General features: G+C 39.2%; 17 protein-coding genes and 1 riboswitch. Of the genes, 6 read left to right on the forward strand and 11 right to left on the reverse strand.

The features are described 5' to 3' along the window. Positions 1 to 99 precede the first annotated feature (99 nt). Together znuD and ACYU0V_RS02925 are read left to right on the forward strand one after the other, a co-directional pair. The gene (gene znuD, locus ACYU0V_RS02920; RefSeq protein ID WP_461848963.1) at positions 100 to 2,175 is read left to right on the forward strand and encodes a zinc piracy TonB-dependent receptor ZnuD; all 2,076 of its coding nucleotides are present in this window, start codon (positions 100 to 102) and stop codon (positions 2,173 to 2,175) included. A gap of 75 nt (positions 2,176 to 2,250) precedes the next feature. Beyond that, complete coding sequence (locus ACYU0V_RS02925) at positions 2,251 to 3,714, forward strand: phospholipase D family protein (protein ID WP_461848964.1); 1,464 nt, start codon at positions 2,251 to 2,253, stop codon at positions 3,712 to 3,714. Between the two features lie 195 nt (positions 3,715 to 3,909). On the opposite strand, the gene ACYU0V_RS02930 is transcribed toward ACYU0V_RS02925, so the two are convergent. Beyond that, on the reverse strand, positions 3,910 to 4,356 hold the full coding sequence (locus ACYU0V_RS02930; RefSeq protein WP_002116392.1) for a hypothetical protein: 447 nt from the start codon (positions 4,354 to 4,356) through the stop codon (positions 3,910 to 3,912). A 165-nt stretch (positions 4,357 to 4,521) separates the two neighbouring features. Here ACYU0V_RS02930 and ACYU0V_RS02935 point away from each other — a divergent pair, with 165 nt between their 5' ends. Then, entirely contained in the window at positions 4,522 to 4,905 is a 384-nt protein-coding gene (locus ACYU0V_RS02935) for an RcnB family protein (protein ID WP_002116024.1), read from the forward strand. A gap of 38 nt (positions 4,906 to 4,943) precedes the next feature. Here the strand turns inward: ACYU0V_RS02935 and ACYU0V_RS02940 are convergent, their stop codons facing one another. The 4 genes from ACYU0V_RS02940 to ACYU0V_RS02955 form a co-directional block, all read right to left on the reverse strand. Next, on the reverse strand, positions 4,944 to 5,426 hold the full coding sequence (locus ACYU0V_RS02940) for a phosphate-starvation-inducible protein PsiE (RefSeq protein WP_086265224.1): 483 nt from the start codon (positions 5,424 to 5,426) through the stop codon (positions 4,944 to 4,946). Between the two features lie 119 nt (positions 5,427 to 5,545). Continuing rightward, a complete protein-coding gene (locus ACYU0V_RS02945; protein WP_461848967.1) occupies positions 5,546 to 7,327 on the reverse strand; it encodes an acyl-CoA dehydrogenase C-terminal domain-containing protein in 1,782 nt (593 codons plus the stop codon). Between the two features lie 167 nt (positions 7,328 to 7,494). Continuing rightward, positions 7,495 to 9,297: an acyl-CoA dehydrogenase C-terminal domain-containing protein gene (locus ACYU0V_RS02950; protein WP_325793231.1), complete on the reverse strand. Its 1,803-nt coding sequence runs from the start codon at positions 9,295 to 9,297 to the stop codon at positions 7,495 to 7,497. A gap of 290 nt (positions 9,298 to 9,587) precedes the next feature. Beyond that, complete coding sequence (locus ACYU0V_RS02955; RefSeq protein ID WP_461848969.1) at positions 9,588 to 9,953, reverse strand: hypothetical protein; 366 nt, start codon at positions 9,951 to 9,953, stop codon at positions 9,588 to 9,590. A gap of 132 nt (positions 9,954 to 10,085) precedes the next feature. Between ACYU0V_RS02955 and baeS the strand changes: the two genes are divergently transcribed. Both baeS and ACYU0V_RS02965 read left to right on the forward strand, forming a co-directional pair. Then, positions 10,086 to 11,744, forward strand: coding sequence for a sensor histidine kinase efflux regulator BaeS (baeS, locus tag ACYU0V_RS02960; protein ID WP_044100323.1), 1,659 nt, complete (start codon positions 10,086 to 10,088; stop codon positions 11,742 to 11,744). 21 nt (positions 11,745 to 11,765) lie between these two features. Further along, positions 11,766 to 12,452 carry a response regulator gene (locus ACYU0V_RS02965; RefSeq protein ID WP_002116101.1) on the forward strand — a complete coding sequence of 229 codons (687 nt, stop codon included), beginning with the start codon at positions 11,766 to 11,768 and terminating at the stop codon, positions 12,450 to 12,452. A gap of 70 nt (positions 12,453 to 12,522) precedes the next feature. On the opposite strand, the gene ACYU0V_RS02970 is transcribed toward ACYU0V_RS02965, so the two are convergent. From ACYU0V_RS02970 to ACYU0V_RS02980, 3 genes are all read right to left on the reverse strand, one after another. After that, positions 12,523 to 13,104 (reverse strand): L,D-transpeptidase family protein, encoded by a 582-nt coding sequence (locus ACYU0V_RS02970; RefSeq protein WP_461848971.1) that lies wholly within the window; start codon positions 13,102 to 13,104, stop codon positions 12,523 to 12,525. A 72-nt stretch (positions 13,105 to 13,176) separates the two neighbouring features. Beyond that, positions 13,177 to 14,619, reverse strand: a complete 1,443-nt coding sequence (locus ACYU0V_RS02975; RefSeq protein WP_461848972.1) for a protein adenylyltransferase SelO — start codon at positions 14,617 to 14,619, stop codon at positions 13,177 to 13,179. 99 nt (positions 14,620 to 14,718) lie between these two features. Continuing rightward, positions 14,719 to 15,891, reverse strand: coding sequence for an acyl-CoA desaturase (locus ACYU0V_RS02980; protein ID WP_017385625.1), 1,173 nt, complete (start codon positions 15,889 to 15,891; stop codon positions 14,719 to 14,721). 208 nt (positions 15,892 to 16,099) lie between these two features. On the opposite strand from ACYU0V_RS02980, the gene ACYU0V_RS02985 reads away from it, so the two are divergent. Continuing rightward, positions 16,100 to 16,633, forward strand: coding sequence for an META domain-containing protein (locus tag ACYU0V_RS02985; RefSeq protein ID WP_017385624.1), 534 nt, complete (start codon positions 16,100 to 16,102; stop codon positions 16,631 to 16,633). Positions 16,634 to 16,661: 28 nt separating this feature from the next. Here ACYU0V_RS02985 and ACYU0V_RS02990 read toward each other — a convergent pair whose 3' ends face one another. The 3 genes from ACYU0V_RS02990 to ACYU0V_RS03000 form a co-directional block, all read right to left on the reverse strand. Beyond that, positions 16,662 to 17,375: a glycerophosphodiester phosphodiesterase gene (locus ACYU0V_RS02990; protein ID WP_461848974.1), complete on the reverse strand. Its 714-nt coding sequence runs from the start codon at positions 17,373 to 17,375 to the stop codon at positions 16,662 to 16,664. A 76-nt stretch (positions 17,376 to 17,451) separates the two neighbouring features. Continuing rightward, the gene (locus tag ACYU0V_RS02995; protein WP_461848976.1) at positions 17,452 to 18,030 is read right to left on the reverse strand and encodes a cob(I)yrinic acid a,c-diamide adenosyltransferase; all 579 of its coding nucleotides are present in this window, start codon (positions 18,028 to 18,030) and stop codon (positions 17,452 to 17,454) included. Between the two features lie 95 nt (positions 18,031 to 18,125). Then, on the reverse strand, positions 18,126 to 20,000 hold the full coding sequence (locus ACYU0V_RS03000; protein ID WP_461848978.1) for a TonB-dependent receptor plug domain-containing protein: 1,875 nt from the start codon (positions 19,998 to 20,000) through the stop codon (positions 18,126 to 18,128). A gap of 36 nt (positions 20,001 to 20,036) precedes the next feature. Next, positions 20,037 to 20,243: riboswitch (cobalamin riboswitch) on the reverse strand. Between the last annotated feature and the right edge of the window lie 87 nt (positions 20,244 to 20,330).

Here is a 20,330-nt window from a genome sequence, read left to right on the forward strand (position 1 = left end):
GTCTAACGAATCATCTGATTAGAAATGTTTTTTATTGCAAAACAACTGAAATGTTATAATATAACAAAACAAAAGGCGTAGCGATCAGAGAATCACCTCATGTTGTTCTATAAAAATATTTTGACCATATCCATTTTGGCTGCAATATCGGTACCTGTATTTGCAGCAGAAAGTGAAAATGTTGAAAAGCTAGAAACCATCCGAATTAAGGCTCATCCACTTGAGCAAACGTCACAAGATTTTGCTGTTGCAGATACCGTGGTTGATCAAAAGCATTTGTCGCAAGGTGCTGCCACCATTGGGGATGCACTCAGTAGTGAAGTAGGAATTTACGCGAATCAGTTTGGGGCTGGTTCGAGTCGTCCAGTCATCCGTGGACAAGATGGGCCACGCGTTAAAGTACTTCAAAATTCATCAGAAAATATTGATGTATCGACGTTGTCTCCTGACCATGCGGTAACAGTAGATCCTGTGCTTGCGAAACAAGTAGAAGTAATTCGCGGCCCTTCAACTTTACTGTTTGGTGCGGGGACTGTCGGTGGTTTAGTCAACGTCATTGATAACAAGATCCCTACGCAAATGCCTGAAAATGGTTATGAAGGACAAGTTGGCTTACGTTACAACACTGGAAGTGATGAAAAACTGGCGAGCGCTGGCGTAACTGTTGGCTTGGGCAGCCAAGTTGCTTTACGTGTTGAGGGGTTAACTCGTGATGCGAATAATTATATTGCGCCCAATTATATTCATGAAGGTGAAAAAGAGCGCCGTGTAGACAATACTTTTGCGCAGGGTGACTCGGTTAATGTTGGTTTGTCTTGGATTTATGACCGTGGTTATACGGGTATTTCTTATAGCAACCGCAGAGACCAGTATGGCTTACCTGGACATAGCCATGAATATGAAAGTTGTAGCGCTCATCTAGGTGGAAGACCGCATTTGCATTGTGGTGACCATGAGCATGAAGAAGGTGAAGAAGCTCACGATCATGAGCATGAAGAACATGAGCACGAGCATGGCGGCCCATGGATTGATTTAAAATCTGAGCGTTACGATTTTAAAACTGAGTTAAATGATCCATTTGCAGGCTTCCAAAAGTTACGTGCGCAAGCAAGCTATACTGACTATCAGCATGATGAAATTGAAGAGGGCGCAATTGCAACCCGATTCCAAAACAAAGGTTATGATGGTCGTATTGAGTTAGTGCATAACCCGATTGCAAGTTGGGAAGGGGTAATTGGCGCACAGTTAGGTCAACAGAAATTAGATTTAACTGGCGAAGAAGCATTTATGGCCCCGACCACTACCAAAAAGTGGAGCGTATTTGCTTTAGAACATAAACAATGGAAAGACGTACATTTTGAGCTTTCTGCCCGTGCAGATCAGCAAGAAATTGATGTAGACGATAATTCTAAACAGGATTTTGATGGTTCGGCATTTTCTTATGCAGGTGCTGCGAATTGGGAGTTTGCACCGAACTATAAACTGTCTTTTGTCGCTTCACATCAGGAACGTTTACCTTTAGCTCAAGAGTTATATGCAAATGGTGGACATTTTGCGACGAATACTTATGAGTTAGGAAATGATCAACTCAGTAAGGAAAAATCGAATAATGTTGAGTTGGGTTTGCATTTTGATAATGACAAACTCGATTATCATCTTCATGTTTACCATAACTGGTTTGATGACTACATCTATGCGCAAACCCTTGACCGTTATAAAGACTTCCGTTTAGTTCAATACACTCAAGATAAAGCTCGTTTCTATGGTGCAGAGGGTGAAATTGGTTATCAAATTACCCCAATGTACAAGATCAGTGCTTTTGGTGACTATGTACGCGGTAAAATTGATGCAGAGGGTAACGCTCCACGTATTCCAGCGGGACGTTTAGGTACTAAAGTTGATGCAGACTTTGGCGATGGTTTTAGTGGTTCTGCCGAGTACTATCATGTCTTTAACCAAGATAAGATCGCAGCTTACGAGACCGAAACTGAAAGCTATAACATGCTTAATCTTGGCGTGGCATACTCTGGACAATATGGTGCAAAAACAGATTACCGTGTTTATATGAAAGCAAATAACTTGTTAGATGACACGGTTTATCAGCATGCTTCATTCTTATCAAATATTCCACAAGTTGGACGTAATTTTACTGTGGGTGTTGATTTTAGTTTCTAAGGCTTTAACACGAAACTAAACTTGAAAAATCAAGTCAAAAGACCTAATTTGAAACCATCAAGTTAGGTCTTTTTTATGCGTATTTTTCAACGAATTCATCAAAAGTTAAATTGGTCAGGGCGTCGTTATATGGCGGTATTACTTTGCGTTGTTGCTATTGCATATGTTGCATCGGCGATTTACCACACAGTAAAACCATTACCACAAGGGATTAACTTTAGTGGCAAGCTTAGACATGCCGATGTTAAATTTTTAGCAGACAAAACTTATCTTGATGCAAAAGGGCAACAGCAGGTTGACCAGCACATCTTTGATGAAATCTTGAAAATGATTGATGAGGCAAAAACCACGATTGTGGTGGATATGTTCTTGTTTAATTCAGAAGTAGGTGACTCAAAGCTGAAGCAAAGACCATTAATGCAAGAGCTAACCGATGCATTAGTAAGTAAGAAAAGACAAAATCGTCAAATTCAGATCGTTATGATTACCGACCCGATTAACTCGGTATACGGTGGTCTAAGCCCTGAACACTACCGTCAGTTACGTCAGGCAGGTGTCGATGTGATTGAAACGAATTTAGCCCCATTGCGTGCTTCTAACCCATTCTGGTCAGGCTTCTGGTACATCTGCTGTCAAAATATTGGCAATAACCCTGAAAAGGGCTGGTTACCAAATCCATTCGGTGATGAAAAAATTACACTGCGCAGCTATCTAAACTTATTTAATTTTAAGGCCAATCACCGTAAGACTGTTGTGGTCGATACCGATGCTGGTTGGAAATCATTGGTGACCTCAGCAAATCCACACGATGGCAGTTCTAGACACTCTAATGTCGCGTTGGTTGTAACAGGGGCGACAGCTGCTGATGTTCTTCAAACTGAAGCTGCAGTTGCACAAATGTCAGGCAGTAGCTCCCCATCGCTCATTTTAGGTGACTTTGAGAAAGACGTAACTAAACCTCAAGTGCAAGTTTTAACTGAGGGCGCAATTTATGAATCTGTATTGAAATTGATTAACTCAGCGAAGCCGAAAGAGCATCTTGATTTAAGTATGTTCTATCTATCTGAACGTAAGATTATTCAAGCACTAAAAAATGCTCAAGAACGAGGTGTTATTGTTCGTGTTTTACTCGATCCAAATAAAGATGCATTTGGTAGACAAAAGAATGGTATTCCAAACCGCCAGGTGGCTTCAGAGCTACATGCTGCTGGTATTCCAATCCGTTGGTGTGATACCCATGGCGAACAGAACCATAGCAAAATGATCTTAAAATATAATGCTCAACAAGCTGAGTTGATCGTAGGATCTGCCAACTTTACGGCCCGTAATTTAAAAAATTACAACCTTGAAACGGATATGTTGGTCATCGGCAAAGTTCAAGATCAAGTTTTTAAAGATGCACAAGATTACTTCAATACCTCGTGGTCAAACCTAAAAGATAGACAGATGAGTGTGGATTACGCGAAATATGCAGATGAGTCTAAAGTGAAGTATTGGATTTATCGTTTTATGGAATGGTCAGGATTATCGACTTTTTAATTACTATCTTTGGAGTTTTCCAAAAATTAGCAAGATGATTGGCGACATGGATGTCGCCGTTTCACTGTGTTGCAGGGAAGCAACATCAGTGAAACAAAGGTTTTTGTCACTTTTGACCTCTCAAAAGTGAGGCATTAGCCTATACAAAAGACATGAGAACATCACTGTAAGCAAAGGCTGTGCTATAAGTCCGATTTAAGGCGCTGGCGGAATCAATTGATCCAACGCTTTATCATCAAGTTTTTCTATTTCACTCAAATCTGTCTTAATTTTCCACTGCGACTCGTCGTCAACAGGATTAGGCAAACGTGCTTCAAGCCAGTCACAGACCACATCTGGAGAAAACTCCGGATGATTACACTGAATAATCCATGATAAAAAATCTTTGGCTTCACCATTCATATAAGGTGGTGGTGAAACAGGAAAGAATAATGTGGGCAGACGTTCATTCGTCGATAGGTAATTTAAAACATGACCTAGTTCTTGAACTGTTTGCCATGCAAGTGCATGCTCTACGTCAATACTGAACTTAAACCACCAAGCATGTTCGCCATCTGCTCCATGAGCCATGATACGGGCTTCTTGTACACTTGGAACTTTGCAAAAAAATTGATGAAGACGCTCAAAACTGATTTCAGACACAGCAATTGACCTAGTTTGAAAAATGCTAATGGTAGCACAGATACAGATTCTTCATATTTTCTTTATAGTCATTACAAAGTTTAGCAATCAAAGTTGTTTTATTCATGGTTTCTCCTCGACTGTCTTCTAATCTAGCTCCATATCAAGATTAAAAGGAAATAGGCCATGAAAAAGCCAATCGTTCTTGTACTTTCAACATTGATGCTAGGTATATCAGCTACCGCGATGGCTGATTCAGGTCATCGTTGGGACAATAAACATGGTAAAAACTATGATCGATATGAGCATCGTGATGACCGCCGTCATGATTATCGTAATGATCACCGAGCGCCAGTTTGGTCAAATGCTGATCGTGGTAAGCATTATGGTAACTATGTTGCTTTTAAACGTGGTGAACGTATTCCTACTCAATATCGCCATAGCCGCTATTATGTTTCGGACTGGAGAGCGCACCGTTTATATGCGCCACCACGTGGATACCATTGGGTTAAAACCCCTAATCAATACTTATTAGTAGACTCAAGACATAACATTTATCGAGTTCGTTAAATGTAATATAACAAAGGCCTCTATTTTGAGGCCTTTTTCTATGCTAACTCGTCATCTTGCGGTTGAGGGGTTTTCAAATTATTTGAGGTTTTTGCGTGTTTCTCTTTCATTACTGATGGGTAGTGCCATGAAGCAAATCGTACAACTAAAATAGATAAGGCTAAAATCAAAATTGAGCCCGTAATAATGACTTGATCGATATCCGCTTTATGATCATGTTGAATATCTGAAATGAGTAGTCGGGTTAAGGCTGTAATTGCAACATAAATAAGAAAGCGCACAGGCATATGATTGGTTTTAAAGTAAATTCCAACCATTGCTCCTAATTCCAAGTAGATAAATAATAATAAAATATCATCAATTGAAGCGTACTTTTTGACAGTCAGAATTTCAAAAACGGTATTGGCTGCCGACCATGCCACCATACACCCGATAATAAACAAGGCTAAATAATGGAAGGCTTCTACGGCGTAATGTCCGAAACGGTCAAGTATCCGTTCGTATTTTTTAGAATCAGGCATAATGAGATCTTTTGTTTACTTCATAATATTTAGAAATTAAACAAATTTTGTGCCAATGGAAATAGTAAATATAAAATAAAAAACGCCTGATTATTCAGGCGTTTTTATGAAGAACTTAATTAAGCTTGATTTGTAAAGTAATCTTCACTAAAGCCCATAATTAAGTCAGAACCAGCTTTGATTTTAGCAATACGCGCATCAATATCAGGCAAAATACGTTCAACAAAGTACTGAGCTAAAGCAAGTTTATTTTGGTAGAAATCACCAGACTTATCTTTTGCTGCTGCTGCAATTTTTGCAAACATGTATGAGAAGCTGAGTAAACCGACAGCGTGTAAATAATCAACCGCAGCTGAGTTCGGGAACTCTACATTCTCAGCAGCTTGCTCAATAATAAACTGAGTGATTGCTTCGATTTCAGTTGCAGCATCTAAAGTTGCATCTTTAATAAAGTTCAAATCCGCATCTAATGTATTTGCAAAGTCACGAATTTCAGTGATGTATTCCGCGATGAAAGCACCGCCACATTTAATGGTTTTACGACCAATTAAATCTTGAGATTGAACGCCGTTGGTTCCTTCGTAGATTTGAGCAATACGAAGATCACGAATACATTGTTCCATACCCCATTCACGGATATAACCGTGGCCACCAAATACCATTTGAGCATCTAAAGTCGCTTGGAATGCTGTATCTGTGAGGTAAGCTTTTGCAATTGGAGTTAAAAGCGCAACGCGGTCATTGGCTTTTTTCACTGCTGCTGCATCAGTTGAGAATTTAGTAATATCGAGTTGTTGACCTACATAAACTGCAAATGCACGAGATGCTTCATTGTTTGCACGTACGTTTAACAACATACGACGTACATCGCCGTGTACTAAAATGCTGTCTGCTGGTTTGTTTGGTGATTGAACGCCAGATGCACTACGACCCTGTAAACGATCAGTCGCGTATTGAGCAGCATTTTGATATGCAAATTCAGATGCGCCTAAACCTTGAATACCCATTGATAAACGTTCGTAGTTCATCATAACGAACATTGCTGCAAGACCTTCGTTTTCTTTACCAACGAGGTAACCTTTAGCTCCATCAAAGTTCATTACACAAGTTGCAGATGCTTTGATACCCATTTTATGTTCAATTGAACCTGGGCCAACATGGTTACGGTCGCCTAAAGAACCATCTTCATTTACCAAATATTTTGGTACGATAAATAACGAGATACCACGTGAACCAGCAGGAGCATCTGGAGTTTTAGCAAGTACTAAGTGAATGATGTTTTCTGCTAGATCGTTGTCACCACCTGTAATGAAGATTTTAGTACCTGTAATGTTATAAGTGCCGTCTTCATTACGTTCAGCTTTAGTTTTGATAATACCTAAGTCAGTACCTGCATGTGGCTCAGTTAAGCACATGGTGCCTGACCATTCACCTGAATAAATCTTAGGTAAATAAGTCTCTTTTTGCTCTTGAGATGCGTAGCTGTTTAAAGCCATACCTGCACCCACTGAAAGAAGCGGGTAAAGCATAAATGATGGGTTTGTCGCAAATAACATTTCATCAGAAAGAACGGTGAGCATTTTTGGCATGCCTTGACCGCCCCATTCTTCATCGGCACCTAAGCCAATCCAACCACCTTCTGCATATTGACGAAATGCATCTTTAAAACCAGCTGGTGTAAATACTTCGCCGTTTTCATAGCGAGCACCTTCTTCGTCACCGGTACGGTTTAATGGATGAGTCACATTCTGAGCAAATTTAGCCATTTCTTCTAAAATTGCTTCAGCTGTTGCAGCATCTACATGAGCGAGTTTCTCATTAGACTGCCAAAATTGTTCTGCTTTAAATACATCATTTAAGATGAATTTCATATCAGCTAAAGGAGCATTGTAAATTGGCATAATCGTTCACCTTTTTTGTGCACATTGGCCTGTGCTAGATATCCTGTAAAACGAAATGGATATGGAATTTAAAGTGTAAATTTATCATTGATTTTATAAAAAAAGGACCGTCAAAACTGAGCAGTCCTTTTTTGTTTTTTAACATTGCATAACGCAACTAACTATGGTTAGAAAGCGAAATGTTCAGCGTCTAATGACATTAATGGATCTAGACCACCAGCGATCACATCTACATGAGAACGTACACGTGGCAAGATTTTCTTGAAGTAGAAACGAGCAGTAGTTACTTTCGCATTGTAGAAGTCAACATCGGTTGTACCTTCTGCCAATTTCTCTTGTGCTACAAGCGCCATACGAGCCCATAGGTAAGCTAAAGTGATATAACCGGCGAAGTATAGGTAATCTACAGCAGCAGCACCGACTTCATCTGGGTTTTGCATCGCACGCATACCAATTTGCATAGTAAGATCGCCCCATTCTTTGTTAAGTGCCGCAAGCGGTTCAACAAATTCTTTCATAGCAGCGTTGTCTTTGTTTGCTTCTATGAATTTATGGATGATCTTAGTGAAGTCACGTAGCATTGCACCTTGAGTTTGCAATACTTTACGACCTAACAAATCAAGTGCTTGAATTTCGGTTGTACCTTCATATAAGCAAGCAATACGTGTATCACGTACGATTTGCTCCATGCCATGCTCAGAAATAAAGCCATGACCACCGAAGACTTGTACACCGTGCTTAGCAGATTCAGAACCTGTTTCAGTTAAGAATGCTTTTGCAATTGGAGTCAATAAAGACAAGATGTTGTCAGCAAACTTACGCTCTTCTTCAGTTTCGCCTTTTTCAACGATATCTGCGTATTGAGCAAGTAAGTAAACAAGAGCACGACCGCCTTCAGCAAACGCTTTTTGAGTTAAAAGCATGTTACGAACAGCAGGGTGAACGATAATAGGATCTGCTTCTTTTTCTGGAGCTTTAGGACCAGAAAGTGAACGCATTGCTAAACGTTCTTTCGCGTAAGTCAATGCACCTTGGAAAGATGATTCAGACGCTGCTAAACCTTGAACCGCAGTACCAATACGCGCTGTGTTCATGAAGGTGAACATACAGTTCAAACCACGGTTTTCAGGTCCAATCAAGTAACCTTTAGCTTGGTCAAAGTTAATGACACAAGTTGCGTTACCATGAATACCCATTTTGTGTTCGATAGAACCACAACGTACCGCATTACGTTCGCCAATAGTTCCATCTGCATTTACATTGAATTTAGGAACAATGAATAATGAGATACCTTTAGTACCTTTTGGTGCGCCAGGTAGGCGAGCAAGAACGATATGGATGATGTTCTCGGCCATGTCATGTTCACCAGCAGAGATAAAGATTTTCTCGCCAGAGATTGCATAGCTACCATCTGCATTTGGTTCTGCTTTAGTACGGATAATACCTAAATCTGAACCTGCATGAGACTCAGTTAAACACATCGTACCTGTCCAAACACCTGAAACAAGGTTTGGTAAATAAGTATTTTTTTGTTCATCAGAACCATGATGTTCTAATGTACGTACAGCTCCGTGAGACAAGCCAGGGTACATGCCCCATGCCCAGTTCGAGCTACCTACCATTTCAGAAATTGCAATACCTAAAGAGTTAGGTAAGGCCTGACCACCGTATTGTTCTTCAGCTGATAAAGACGGAAAGCCAAGTTCAATATATTTTTGATAAGCTTCTTTAAAACCTGTTGGAGTAGTGACTACGCCATCATTCCAAGTACAACCTTCGCGGTCGCCAACTTGGTTTAAAGGAGAAAGTTCATTTTCACAGAAGTCAGCAGCAGCTTCTAAATATTGATCAACCAATTCACGGCTTACGTTACCTTGGAAATCAGGTAATTTTGCATAGTGTTCTTCAGCATTTAATAATTCATGCAAAACAAATTGCATATCACGTAAGGGCGCTTTGTATTGTGGCATATCGGGTTCCTCAATACTGGTGAAACCAGAGTTATAATCTTAATCTATGAGAATGTGCCATGAGGCACCTTGGACTATTACATCGTGCAACAACTTGCATAACTGCACAAGCACCTCAGGACCTTTACTTTGTGACTGCAAAGTCAAGAAAAAAATGCTTAAACTAGCTAAGTGCTTTGAGTGTAAACACTTTTGGTTCTGTTTATATGATACAAATAGTCAAAATCGTAAACAGTTATGTATAAACAAAAAGGCGCCTATAGGCGCCTTTTTGTTTCATAATTTTAGAATTATTTTGCTGGAGCAGGAGCGTTAACTGGTGGTTGAGGGCGCTTTGGTTCAAAACGAAGGTTACAAGTACCTTCAAGTGTCTTATCTCCAACTTGAACATTTACTGTTTGTCCATTCGCTTTACCATCACATGCTTTTTGGATTTGTTCAAAGCGAGCTTGACGTTCTGCGCGGTGCTGTTTCCATGCAGCTTTTTGTTCTGGAGTGAACTCACGGTGCTTCATATGGTGGTGACCCTCACGAGGGCCATCTTGCATCATTCCACGCTCTGGTTTAGGTGGTTGAGTTGTCGATTGACACGCAGCCAAACTTCCCATTGTTACAATTGCCGCACTGAATAATGCAATTTTTGCCGTCATTTTCATATCTAAAGCCCTTTAATGTTGTGTTTACTGATGGGTTAAAGATTAGATAATAAAGATGTAGAAACAATGGAGAGTTTTTCTTTTCGTTGTTGGTTACAATGCAAAATATAGGGTAAAAATGAGAGAGTGCTTTTGAACGTTCTACGTGTTCCCATTGCATTACGGTTATTTTTGACAGTCTTGCTCACCACATTGCTTATTGCGACTGCAAGCTTGAGCGTTTTGCACTGGACAATGCAAAAGAACTTTGCCAAATACGTGGCTGACGTTGAAATGCAGAAGCTAGATCGTCTCATTACTAATCTGGGTGATGTCTATACCGTGTACCATGATTGGGGAAATGCGATTCAGGCGCAGATTTTACAAATCGAAGGAACCGCAGCTCCTGACGACTATGATCGTCTCTCACAGTGGTGGCTTCGTCGCCAATATGATATTGCCATACAGCAGCATTCTTTCGATGAACATGCCCTTATTAATATTTCACCGCAAGTTGCACCGACCAATAAAAATACTATTTTTAGTGATGAAGAGTTAAGAACGCTTGAGCAAAATTTACCTTCTCAATATCAACCCTTTGAAGGGCTAAGATTTCCCTTAAGCGCAAACCAGTTTCGTCCAAGCGATGATAAAAATAAGTCAAAGAAGGGAAGCCTAAAAGATATTGAAACCCAAAATGGGAAGAAGCGTTTTATTGCTTTGCCAGACCGTTTAGGGTTGAGTTCACGTTTATCTTTATATGATGCACGACACCAGTTTGTGGTAGGTGAGCCGCCTTCTTCAGATCAGATGTCATTTCGCCCGATTATCTTAAACAATCAAGTCGTGGGATATTTAGGTTTAAAACCTGTTTTAGATAAAGAAGATGCTTTGAGTATTAATTTCTTTAGTAATCAAAAGCGTTATTTACTGTTAATTTATGCTTTGACCTTACTATCAAGTTTAGTTGCAGCGCTGTTAATGGCAACTTATTTTAAAAAACCAATTCAGCGTTTATTAAATGCAACCAATGAATTAACCAAAGGAAATTATCAACACCAAGTGGTCATTAAGCGAAATGATGAGTTAGGTGATTTATCTACTCAATTGAACCATTTGGCAGAGATTTTACATCAGCATGAAGAGTCGCGACGTCAATGGGTGGCTGATACTTCTCATGAGTTAAAAACTCCTTTGGCTGTATTGCAAGCACAAATTGAAGCGATGCAAGACGGGATTCGAAAAGCAACCCCAGAACATTTAGATGCGATGATGCGTCAGGTTTCAAGCTTGAAAAAATTGACCCAAGATCTTGCAGACTTAGCGCAGGCAGATGCTCAGCAGCTTAAGTGTTATTTGAGTTCTGTAAATCCTTGGGAAGTAGTATTACAAGAAGTTGAAAACTTTAAACCAAAACTTGAGCAGGCTGGTCTCGAAATTCAAGTTGAAGGAACAAGTTCTCCGCTATTATTAGACCGTGACCGTTTTAAACAGATTATTGTTAATTTAATTAGTAATAGTATTCGTTACACAGAAACAGGTGGCAAAATTCATATTCATACAAGCCAGACTCCTCAAGAGTGGACTTTGTATGTCGATGATAGTCCTTATGGTTTAAGTGATGAGCAGTTATCCCGTTTAGGTGAACGTTTCTATCGCGTAGATGATTCGCGTACGCGTAGTACAGGTGGAACAGGGCTGGGCTTAGCTTTGTCTTGTAAGATTGCGCAGGCGCTTGGTGGTACACTCAGTTTTGAACATTCACCATTAGGTGGTTTACGTTGTGTACTTACTTTTAAAAAGCAGAGTTAAATATAAAAGGAAAAATATCTCATGAAACATGTGATGTTGGTTGAAGATGAAGTCGAATTGGCGCATTTGGTGCGTGATTATCTTGAAGCTGCCGGTTTTGAAGTAAGTATGTTTCATGATGGTCAAGATGCCTATGCGAGTTTCCAGCAACGTAAACCAAATTTGATGATTCTGGACTTAATGGTTCCACGAATGGATGGTTTAACGATTTGCCGTAAAGTTCGTGAACAATCAGATTTACCGATTATTATGGTCACTGCCCGTACCGAAGAAATTGACCGAGTATTAGGTCTTAACATGGGAGCTGATGATTACGTATGTAAACCATTTAGCCCAAAAGAGTTAGTGGCTCGTGTACAAGCTGTTTTACGCCGTTTAGAGCGTAAGGCAGAACCTGAACAAAATGATTCTTTCCGAATTGATAAAGCACAACAAAGAATTTGGTATCAACAAAAATCGTTGAGCTTAACGCCAACCGAATTTCGCTTACTTGAGCTATTTTTAGAGCATGTGGGGCAAGTTTATTCACGTGCACAATTATTGGATCATATTAATCCAGATAGCTTTGATGTTGCCGATCGTGTGATTGACAGCCATATCAAAAACTTGCGACGAAAAATTAGTGAAGCAGCGGAAACTGGTAACCGCCATGAGTGGATTCAAGCAGTTTATGGTGTAGGTTATCGCTTCGAATATCCTGAAGAGTAAGTCTTCATAAAAGTTATTCTGTGGATAACCACAACGTTATCCACAGAAAATGTGGATAGTTTTAAAGATTTTATGGATAAATTATAATCTTGGTGTGATTGGGTACTAATTGCCAAATTTCATCTATATCTACATTTCTAACCGCGATACATCCTAACGTCCAATCCTTATGGGGCATATAAGTCGAGCTAAAAGGCATCGAGAGTAATGATTTCGGAACAGATCCATGAATCATGATATCTCCTCCTGTTGGTTGATTATGTTGCTTGGCATAAGCAATATCTTTCGCATTGGGATAGGAAATATGCAAAGATTTATAGTAAGCACTTTGTGAGTTTCGCCAATCTATAGAATAAATTCCTTCAGGTGTTTTACCATCATTTTCAAAGTGTTTATGTCCTTTGGGATTAAAGCCGAGACGAATCGGATATTGCCGAATCACGTCCTGATTACTCTTGAGCAGAAGTAGGCGTTGGTTTTTAAACACTTCAATTGAGGTAACTGGCTTGGTCTTTATGAGTTCTAATATTTCTTCTTTTGAGAGCGCTTGATGGCTTGACGTAAAAGTCGGTAAATATTTTTCATAATTATAAAAAGCGATTCCCAGTGGAATGATAAGAAGTGTGCAAATAATGAAGGGTCTAATTTTCATATATTATTTTTTATACTCAATGAACTCTCTTAAGTGTCTCAAATTAACTTAAGAGAGTTTAGTTTTTTAATATTAAGATGAACAGCTCACTGCTACATCTGGAACATCACTTGGTAATGGCCCTAAATCTTGTGGTTGCTCAAGCTCTGGTTGTCTTGTGTATGGGTGATTAAGTAGCTTAAATAAACGATCTACTTCACTAAAATCATCTCGTTCAGCTGCTTCAATAGCACGCTGTGCCATGTGATTACGTAAAATATAAACTGGATTTGCTTTTTGCATATTTGCATCCAGCTCATCAATATCTTGATGTTCACGAATACTTTGATATTGGCTAAGAAACTCATCAAACTGTCGAATATCAAGGCAATCATCTCGTAGAGTCTTATATTCTTTATTTTGAAGACGAATAAAACTTTGAGTGTAATCGAGTTGTTCAGTTTGTAAGATTTTTAAAAAACTAAAACTACAATCAAGACTGTCTTTATGAAAATGGGGAAGTCCCATTTTTTGACATAAACCAGTTGTGTAATGTTCAATAAAAGTCGGTTCAAATTGTTCTAAGCAACGTGCTAACTCTTCTTTAAACTTATCTTTTTGTTCAGGTTCAGCGAGAGGGATTAAGTTATTTAGCCACGTCCATAAGTTCCAATGGCCTATACTCGGTTGATTTTGATAAGTATAACGACCTTGATAATCTGAGTGATTGTTAATCCAGTTGGGGCGGAATCGCTCCATAAAACCATATGGCCCAAAATCGAGTGTTGAACCCGTAATATTTAAGTTATCGGTATTCATCACGCCGTGAGCAAACCCAACCAATTGCCATTTCGCAATCATAATTGCAGTACGTTCAACTACCTTTTTAGCAAAGGATAAAATTGGATTTTCAGTTTCTAAGCATTCTGGATAATGCCATTCAATACATTTTTGAGTGAATTCTGACAGCAATTCAGGCGCATATTGATTAATCCATTCGAAGTGTCCTAAACGAATATGACATTCAGATGTTCTAAGTAGCATTGCGCCTAACTCTAGTTTTTCACGCTGTACACCTTGAGTCGAGGTTGTAAAACCGACTGCATGACTAGATGCGACGCCTAAAGCATTTAAAGCATGTCCTGCTAAATATTCACGGACCACAGAACGTAATACTGCTCGCCCATCTCCCATTCTTGAATAAGGCGTAGGACCTGCACCTTTGAGATGAAGGTCGATGGTTTGGCCCTTTGTATTCAGTATTTGTGCAATTAGTAAACCACGTCCATCGCCGAGTTGTCCTGCCCATTGTCCGAATTGGTGGCCAGCATAGACCATCGCAAGAGACGGAAATTCAGGGAATGTACGCTGTCCACTACAGATCTCAACCCATGCATTTTTATCGTCTTCTGACCATTGCAGTTCATCAGCCAAAGCATTGTTAAAATGTCCTGCTTTTGCACCACGTAAAGGTGATGGTTGCTGAACATGAAATAATTTAGACGGAAGTGAAGGGTAGAGCGGATTAAACTGCATAGGCTTAGCAAAATAGAGAGAGCAGATTTCACTATAACACAGTTAAAAAGCAGGCATAAAAATAGCTCCCGAAAGAGCTATTTTAGATCAGAATTTATTTTAGTCTGACACCACGTTGGTATTCTTTTTAACACTACGCATCAGTGTTTCTAAGCATTCGCGGTGATGACTTAAACGGTGTTCAAGCAATTGAAAATCAACTTTAAGCTTATGATCCATTCTATGAATCTTTTCAGCCATTGCTGCTTTTTTCGCTTGTAACTCTTGTTCTTTAAGTTTTGCCCAATCATTTAAGGTGTGTGTAAATGCTTCGTACTCTTGTGCAATACGTTGTTTCATTTGAGTAATGTCTGCATTTACATCATGACCATAAATAGCTAGGTCTTGTTCAGCGTATTTAAATTTCATCGCCAGTTCTGCTTTTTTAATATTAAAGCTTGGAATACGACGTAAATTTTTAGCTAAACCAATTTTAGAACATGACCAGATCAACCATTTTGTTGGGTCATATTGCCACCATTTCACACCATTACGATAGTCGTATTGGAAGATATGGTGATAGTTGTGGTAACCCTCGCCCCAAGTGGCAATAGCTAACCAGAAATTATCACGTGCTGAGTTTTCGTCTGTATAAGGACGTTTACCAAACATGTGGCAAAGCGAGTTAATAAAGAATGTAACTTGATGGCTAATGATTAAACGTAAGAGACCACCTAGGAGGACTACACCCCATAGATCACCTGTTGCCCAACCAATTAAACCTAAAATACCAACATGAACTGCGACTACAAGTAGTGCGTAATATTTATGCTGGAACATGACCAATTTATCATTGAGTAGGTCTGGTGCATTTTTAAAGTCTGGCTCAGATGGTGAATGATCGCGGATCATCCAACCCATATGGGCATACCAAAAACCACGCTCAATTGAATACGGATCTTCATCAACATCATCAACATGTCGATGGTGAGTACGGTGACCAGATGCCCAGAACAAAATACTATTTTGTACGGCAAATGTTCCACCGATCATTAAAAGAATTTTAAGCGGTAACGACGCTTCATAAGCTCGGTGAGCCCAAAGGCGATGGTAACCAGCAGTAATCCCCATACTACTTAGAGCTAAAAGAAAAAATAAGCTTACCCATGCGCTTACACTAAAATCATAAAAATACGCATAAATCGGGATTATGATTGCGGCAAGAATTGGTAAACCAATTAAGGTAATGCTAGCGGTCCAGTTAATTGGGGCTTTGAGTGGGGCGGAAGTCATATCCGGCAGCGCTCCTAGAATCCTTGTGAAACAAGGTACAAAGACAAAACGACATAGCAAAACCAATCATCAAGATATATTGCTATTCTATCCTTCATATTAGCACGTGCTTAGTGAGAATCACTAGCATTATTGTACAGATGTATTGAAAGAACCGTAACAGAATTAAACTATGTCAAAGAGTTTTTCAAGCAGGAGAAGTTGTTTAATGAACGTACAACGATTGAAAAAAAAGAACAGCATTGATATTTCAAGAAAATTATCATTGAAGTGTATCTTGGTCACAATCAGTCTTGTATTAGCCGCATGTCAAAGTGCACCCGAACAAACTACGAAAAAAGTTCAACCAAAAAGAACAGTTCATCAGACTCAAACCCCTGTTGTAAAAAAGAGAGTGAGTCCAGATGGCATTCAAGATATTGATTGGCAGATCACTCAGATCAGTGGTCATAAGGCAAAATTCTTTAACCAATGGCCAACTCTTTCACTGAACTCAGCAGTCAAAACAGTATCGGGCCATACTGGCTGTAATGCTGTTTTTGGCCGTTATACATTTAATTTCAGCCAGCAAAAACTTGATATGCAAGTAAATGCAGGTCATTCAAGCTGTGATGGTGCTTTGGCTCAAGAAGCAGAGTTGGTAGATGCTTTGCAACGTATTCAACGCTTCCAACTCGTAGGTAATACGCTATATTTACTTGACCAGAATGGTCAGCGTCTCATTCAGGCACAAAAGAAATAAAAGGTGGTTTTTACCACCTTTTTTATATTTATAGGGCTTGTAACATCGTGGTTGGAATATCTGTAATTAAGCCCTGAACTTCTAAATCACGTAGTCTTTTTGCTCTTTCTACATCATTTACTGTCCAGACACTAATGTTCAAACCAGCTTGATGTGATAATTGAATCATTTCATCTGTTGCCAGCTGATCGTGCCAACCAATATGACAGCACCCATACTGATGCGCGAGTTCAATCGCTGTTGCGCCAACCGGAAGTTCAACTAACAATCCGCGTTTAAATTGAGAATTGATATCGCGTAAGGCAGTTAAAATTTGAAGATCAAAACTTGTGATGGTTACAACTTTCTCAAAACCCTGTAATTCAGTCTCAAGCTTTTGAACGAGTTTTTCGGCCAACACCATATCTCTTACAGCTTTAACTTCAACTTCAATATGATCGAAATTATCAAGTAAGTTTAAAACACCTGTAAGGGTCGGTGTTGATTCAGAAGTTGGCCAATTGGGCCAGCCTTGACGATGATCAAATGACAACGCTTGAGCCAAAGTAGATTGCTCTACAACTTGATCGATTCCAGCTGTACGCAAAAAATTGTCATCATGAATAACAACCAACTCTTGGTCTTGAAGCTGTCGAATATCAAATTCGACACCACGAATACCTAAATTTTTTATGTACTGAAACCCACCAAGTGTATTTTCAGGAGCTTCTCGGCGTGCACCACGATGACCAATAATGCGCATAATTTTCTTCTTTGAAATCTTTTGATTATGGTCTCTTTAAAAAAAGAGCAGAGACCATGTTTAATCTAATCTATTTTTAAATAATCTCATTAATATTTTTTTGCCAAAGCACTTCTTGCCCACCTTCGGCACGCTGTAAAGCACGCGATGCGACAAATAACCAGTCAGATAGACGGTTTAAAAGTTGGAGTGCTGTAGCTTGAATATTTTGATCACGAGTTTGTACTGACATCAGAGATCGTTCTGCACGACGACAAACGGCACGAGCTTGATGAGCGTAACTGCACGATAAAGTACCAGACGGTAGAATGAATTCTTTCAACATAGGCAAATCTTCATTCATACGGTCAATTTCTTTTTCAAGAAATTCAATACAAACGGGCTGGAGTAGGTGGTAATTTGGAATACAAACTTCTCCACCTAAGTCGAATAGCCAATGTTGAATCAAACTTAAGCTTTTATCCCAAGCGGCCTTATCAGTTACTTGGCTATCTGTGATTTGAGCACGAAGTACCCCAATAATGGCATTGAGTTCATCAACATCACCAAGCGCGGCTACTCGTAAGTCATCCTTGGCAACACGAGAACCATCGCCTAAACCTGTGGTTCCTGAGTCGCCTGTACGTGTATAGATCTTGCTTAAACGGTGTCCCATGATGGATATCCTGAACATAAAAAAGGGATAATGTCGGTCAGAACATTACCCCGAAACTGAAGTTAAGAAAATATTTTTATAGTTGGCGTGAGAAATTAATAACGGAAAGTTACGCCTGCTGATGCGAGACGGCCGCCGTTGATGTAGTAATAACCGCTACCATAAGCTGCAGTTTCATATTGAACATCGCCTATGTTTTGAATATTAGTAAATACTTTAATATTTGGATTGATGTTCCAATAAGCATTTACGTCTACAGTGGCATAACCCCCAACTTTTGAATTATCTTTAGGCTTTGATTTCGCAGATAGTGATGTGCTAATACCATAGACCTCATTTTGCAGACCTGCGGTTAAGGTTAAACTTTGACGTGGTCGACGGGCTAAGTCTTTGTCACTTTCCTTATCTTTAGGTTGAACGTAAGCATAACTAAGGTTCAGTAATAAATCATCTTGCATCCAACTCAGATTAAGTTCACTACCTGTAAAAGTTGCTTTTTTGACATTGTATAATCTACCTTTATATGTAATTGGATCTGAAACATATGTAATTAAATCATCGACCTCATTACGGTATGCAGATAACCCTAAACTTAATTCATTAGTAATTTTTTGATCTAAACCAATTTCATAAGAAATACTTTCTTCTGGCTTCAAATTAGGATTTCCCCCCCAATTGAGTGCATACAAATCATTATTACTTGGTGCACGAAATGCTGTTCCAATATTACTATAGACACTTGTGCCTGGCAGAATTTGGTAACGTGCAGCCAGTTGTCCTACGGTGTGTGTTCCAAAGGTTTCATGATCTTCAATACGTAGTCCCGCTTGAGTATTTAACTTCTCATTTTTATATTGATGCTGAATAAAATAACCTGTGCTATTTACATCTTTTAAATAATCAACGGTATAATCCTTACTGATAGAGAGTAGATCTGTTTCAGTTTTTTTGTCAGTAACACCCACCATAATATTCTGGTGGGGGGTAAATTGCCATTTAGTTGCAAGTTCAGCCTCCTGTGTTTTATTGTTAATAAAATCGGGGCTATTTTTTTGTCTTAAATCATCTTTGAACTGGGATAAACGCGCGTTTAACGATACAGTGTCAGTGATATTCACACGTCCTTTAAGATTAATAATTTCATTCTTAAAATCTTGGGATACATTCTCCAATCCTAGTAAATTAAAATTATCATCCTCAATGGATTTGACATATACAGAATTACCTTCATTTTGCGCGTAATCTAGAGATGCTGCATATTGTTCTTTTTCGACACCAATTTTTGTACTAAATCCTTTTTGATCATAAGATCCAGCTTTTACATTAGCATTTTTAAAATCTGTAACTTGAGTACCATCAGATTCTAAACGTTGTCCACGAATTTGTGTGTAGAAACCATCCTCTACTAAGTCAGCACCTAAGATAGATTTATATGTATTATTTTCACCAATTTCACCTGTCACAAATGCTGAGGTTTTTTCAGGTGTTTTTGAAATTAGTTGTACCACACCGCCAATTGCATCCGTTCCATATAAAACAGATGCTGGACCTTTGAGAACTTCAATTTGTTTAATATCTGTTGTATCAATAAATGGTAATGAGGCTGCTCCCAAGGAGCCCGTATTTAAACGAACACCATCACGTAAAACCAGTGTATGGGTTGAGTTAGTTCCACGTGTGAAAATTGATGCTGTTTGACCATAACCACCACTTTGCACCATATTGATGGAAGCATCGGTTTGTAATAATTGTGGTAAAGAAGCGATAGGAGATTGTTCGAGAACTTTTGGTTCAATAATATTAATACGTGCCGGAACTTCACTTGCTTTTTCAGCACTTTTTGAAGCAGTCACTACAATTGGATCAAGCTGAGTTACATTCATTGTATCTTCAGCAAAAATAACAGGTGAAAACCCCATCGCAATAGCGATAGCCCCTACTAGACGAGTAGGTTGAAAAGACTTAGACATAACATGCTCCATACATTCACCCCACGTGAATGATCGGGTAGATAGATGAAACAAGTAGGTCTCCGGACTTCAGCGCCATATTTAATTTATGGACATATTCACCTTCCCACATTACTGCAGTGGTGTAAGTCGAGAACGACTTAAAAAATATGCTTTACATTGTTACCGTTGCGGGGGCAGTGCCGGACTTTCACCAGCTTCCCTAAAGCATGAATTGCTTACACTTGCTTCCAATTTTACGCAGTATAAAGTGGCGATTTACTTCATACAATGTCATTTGGAGCAATTCCCCGAGAACTTTTACGCAAGGGACAAAAATTGCATTACAAT

This window comes from Acinetobacter sp. X9 (genome assembly GCF_054889255.1).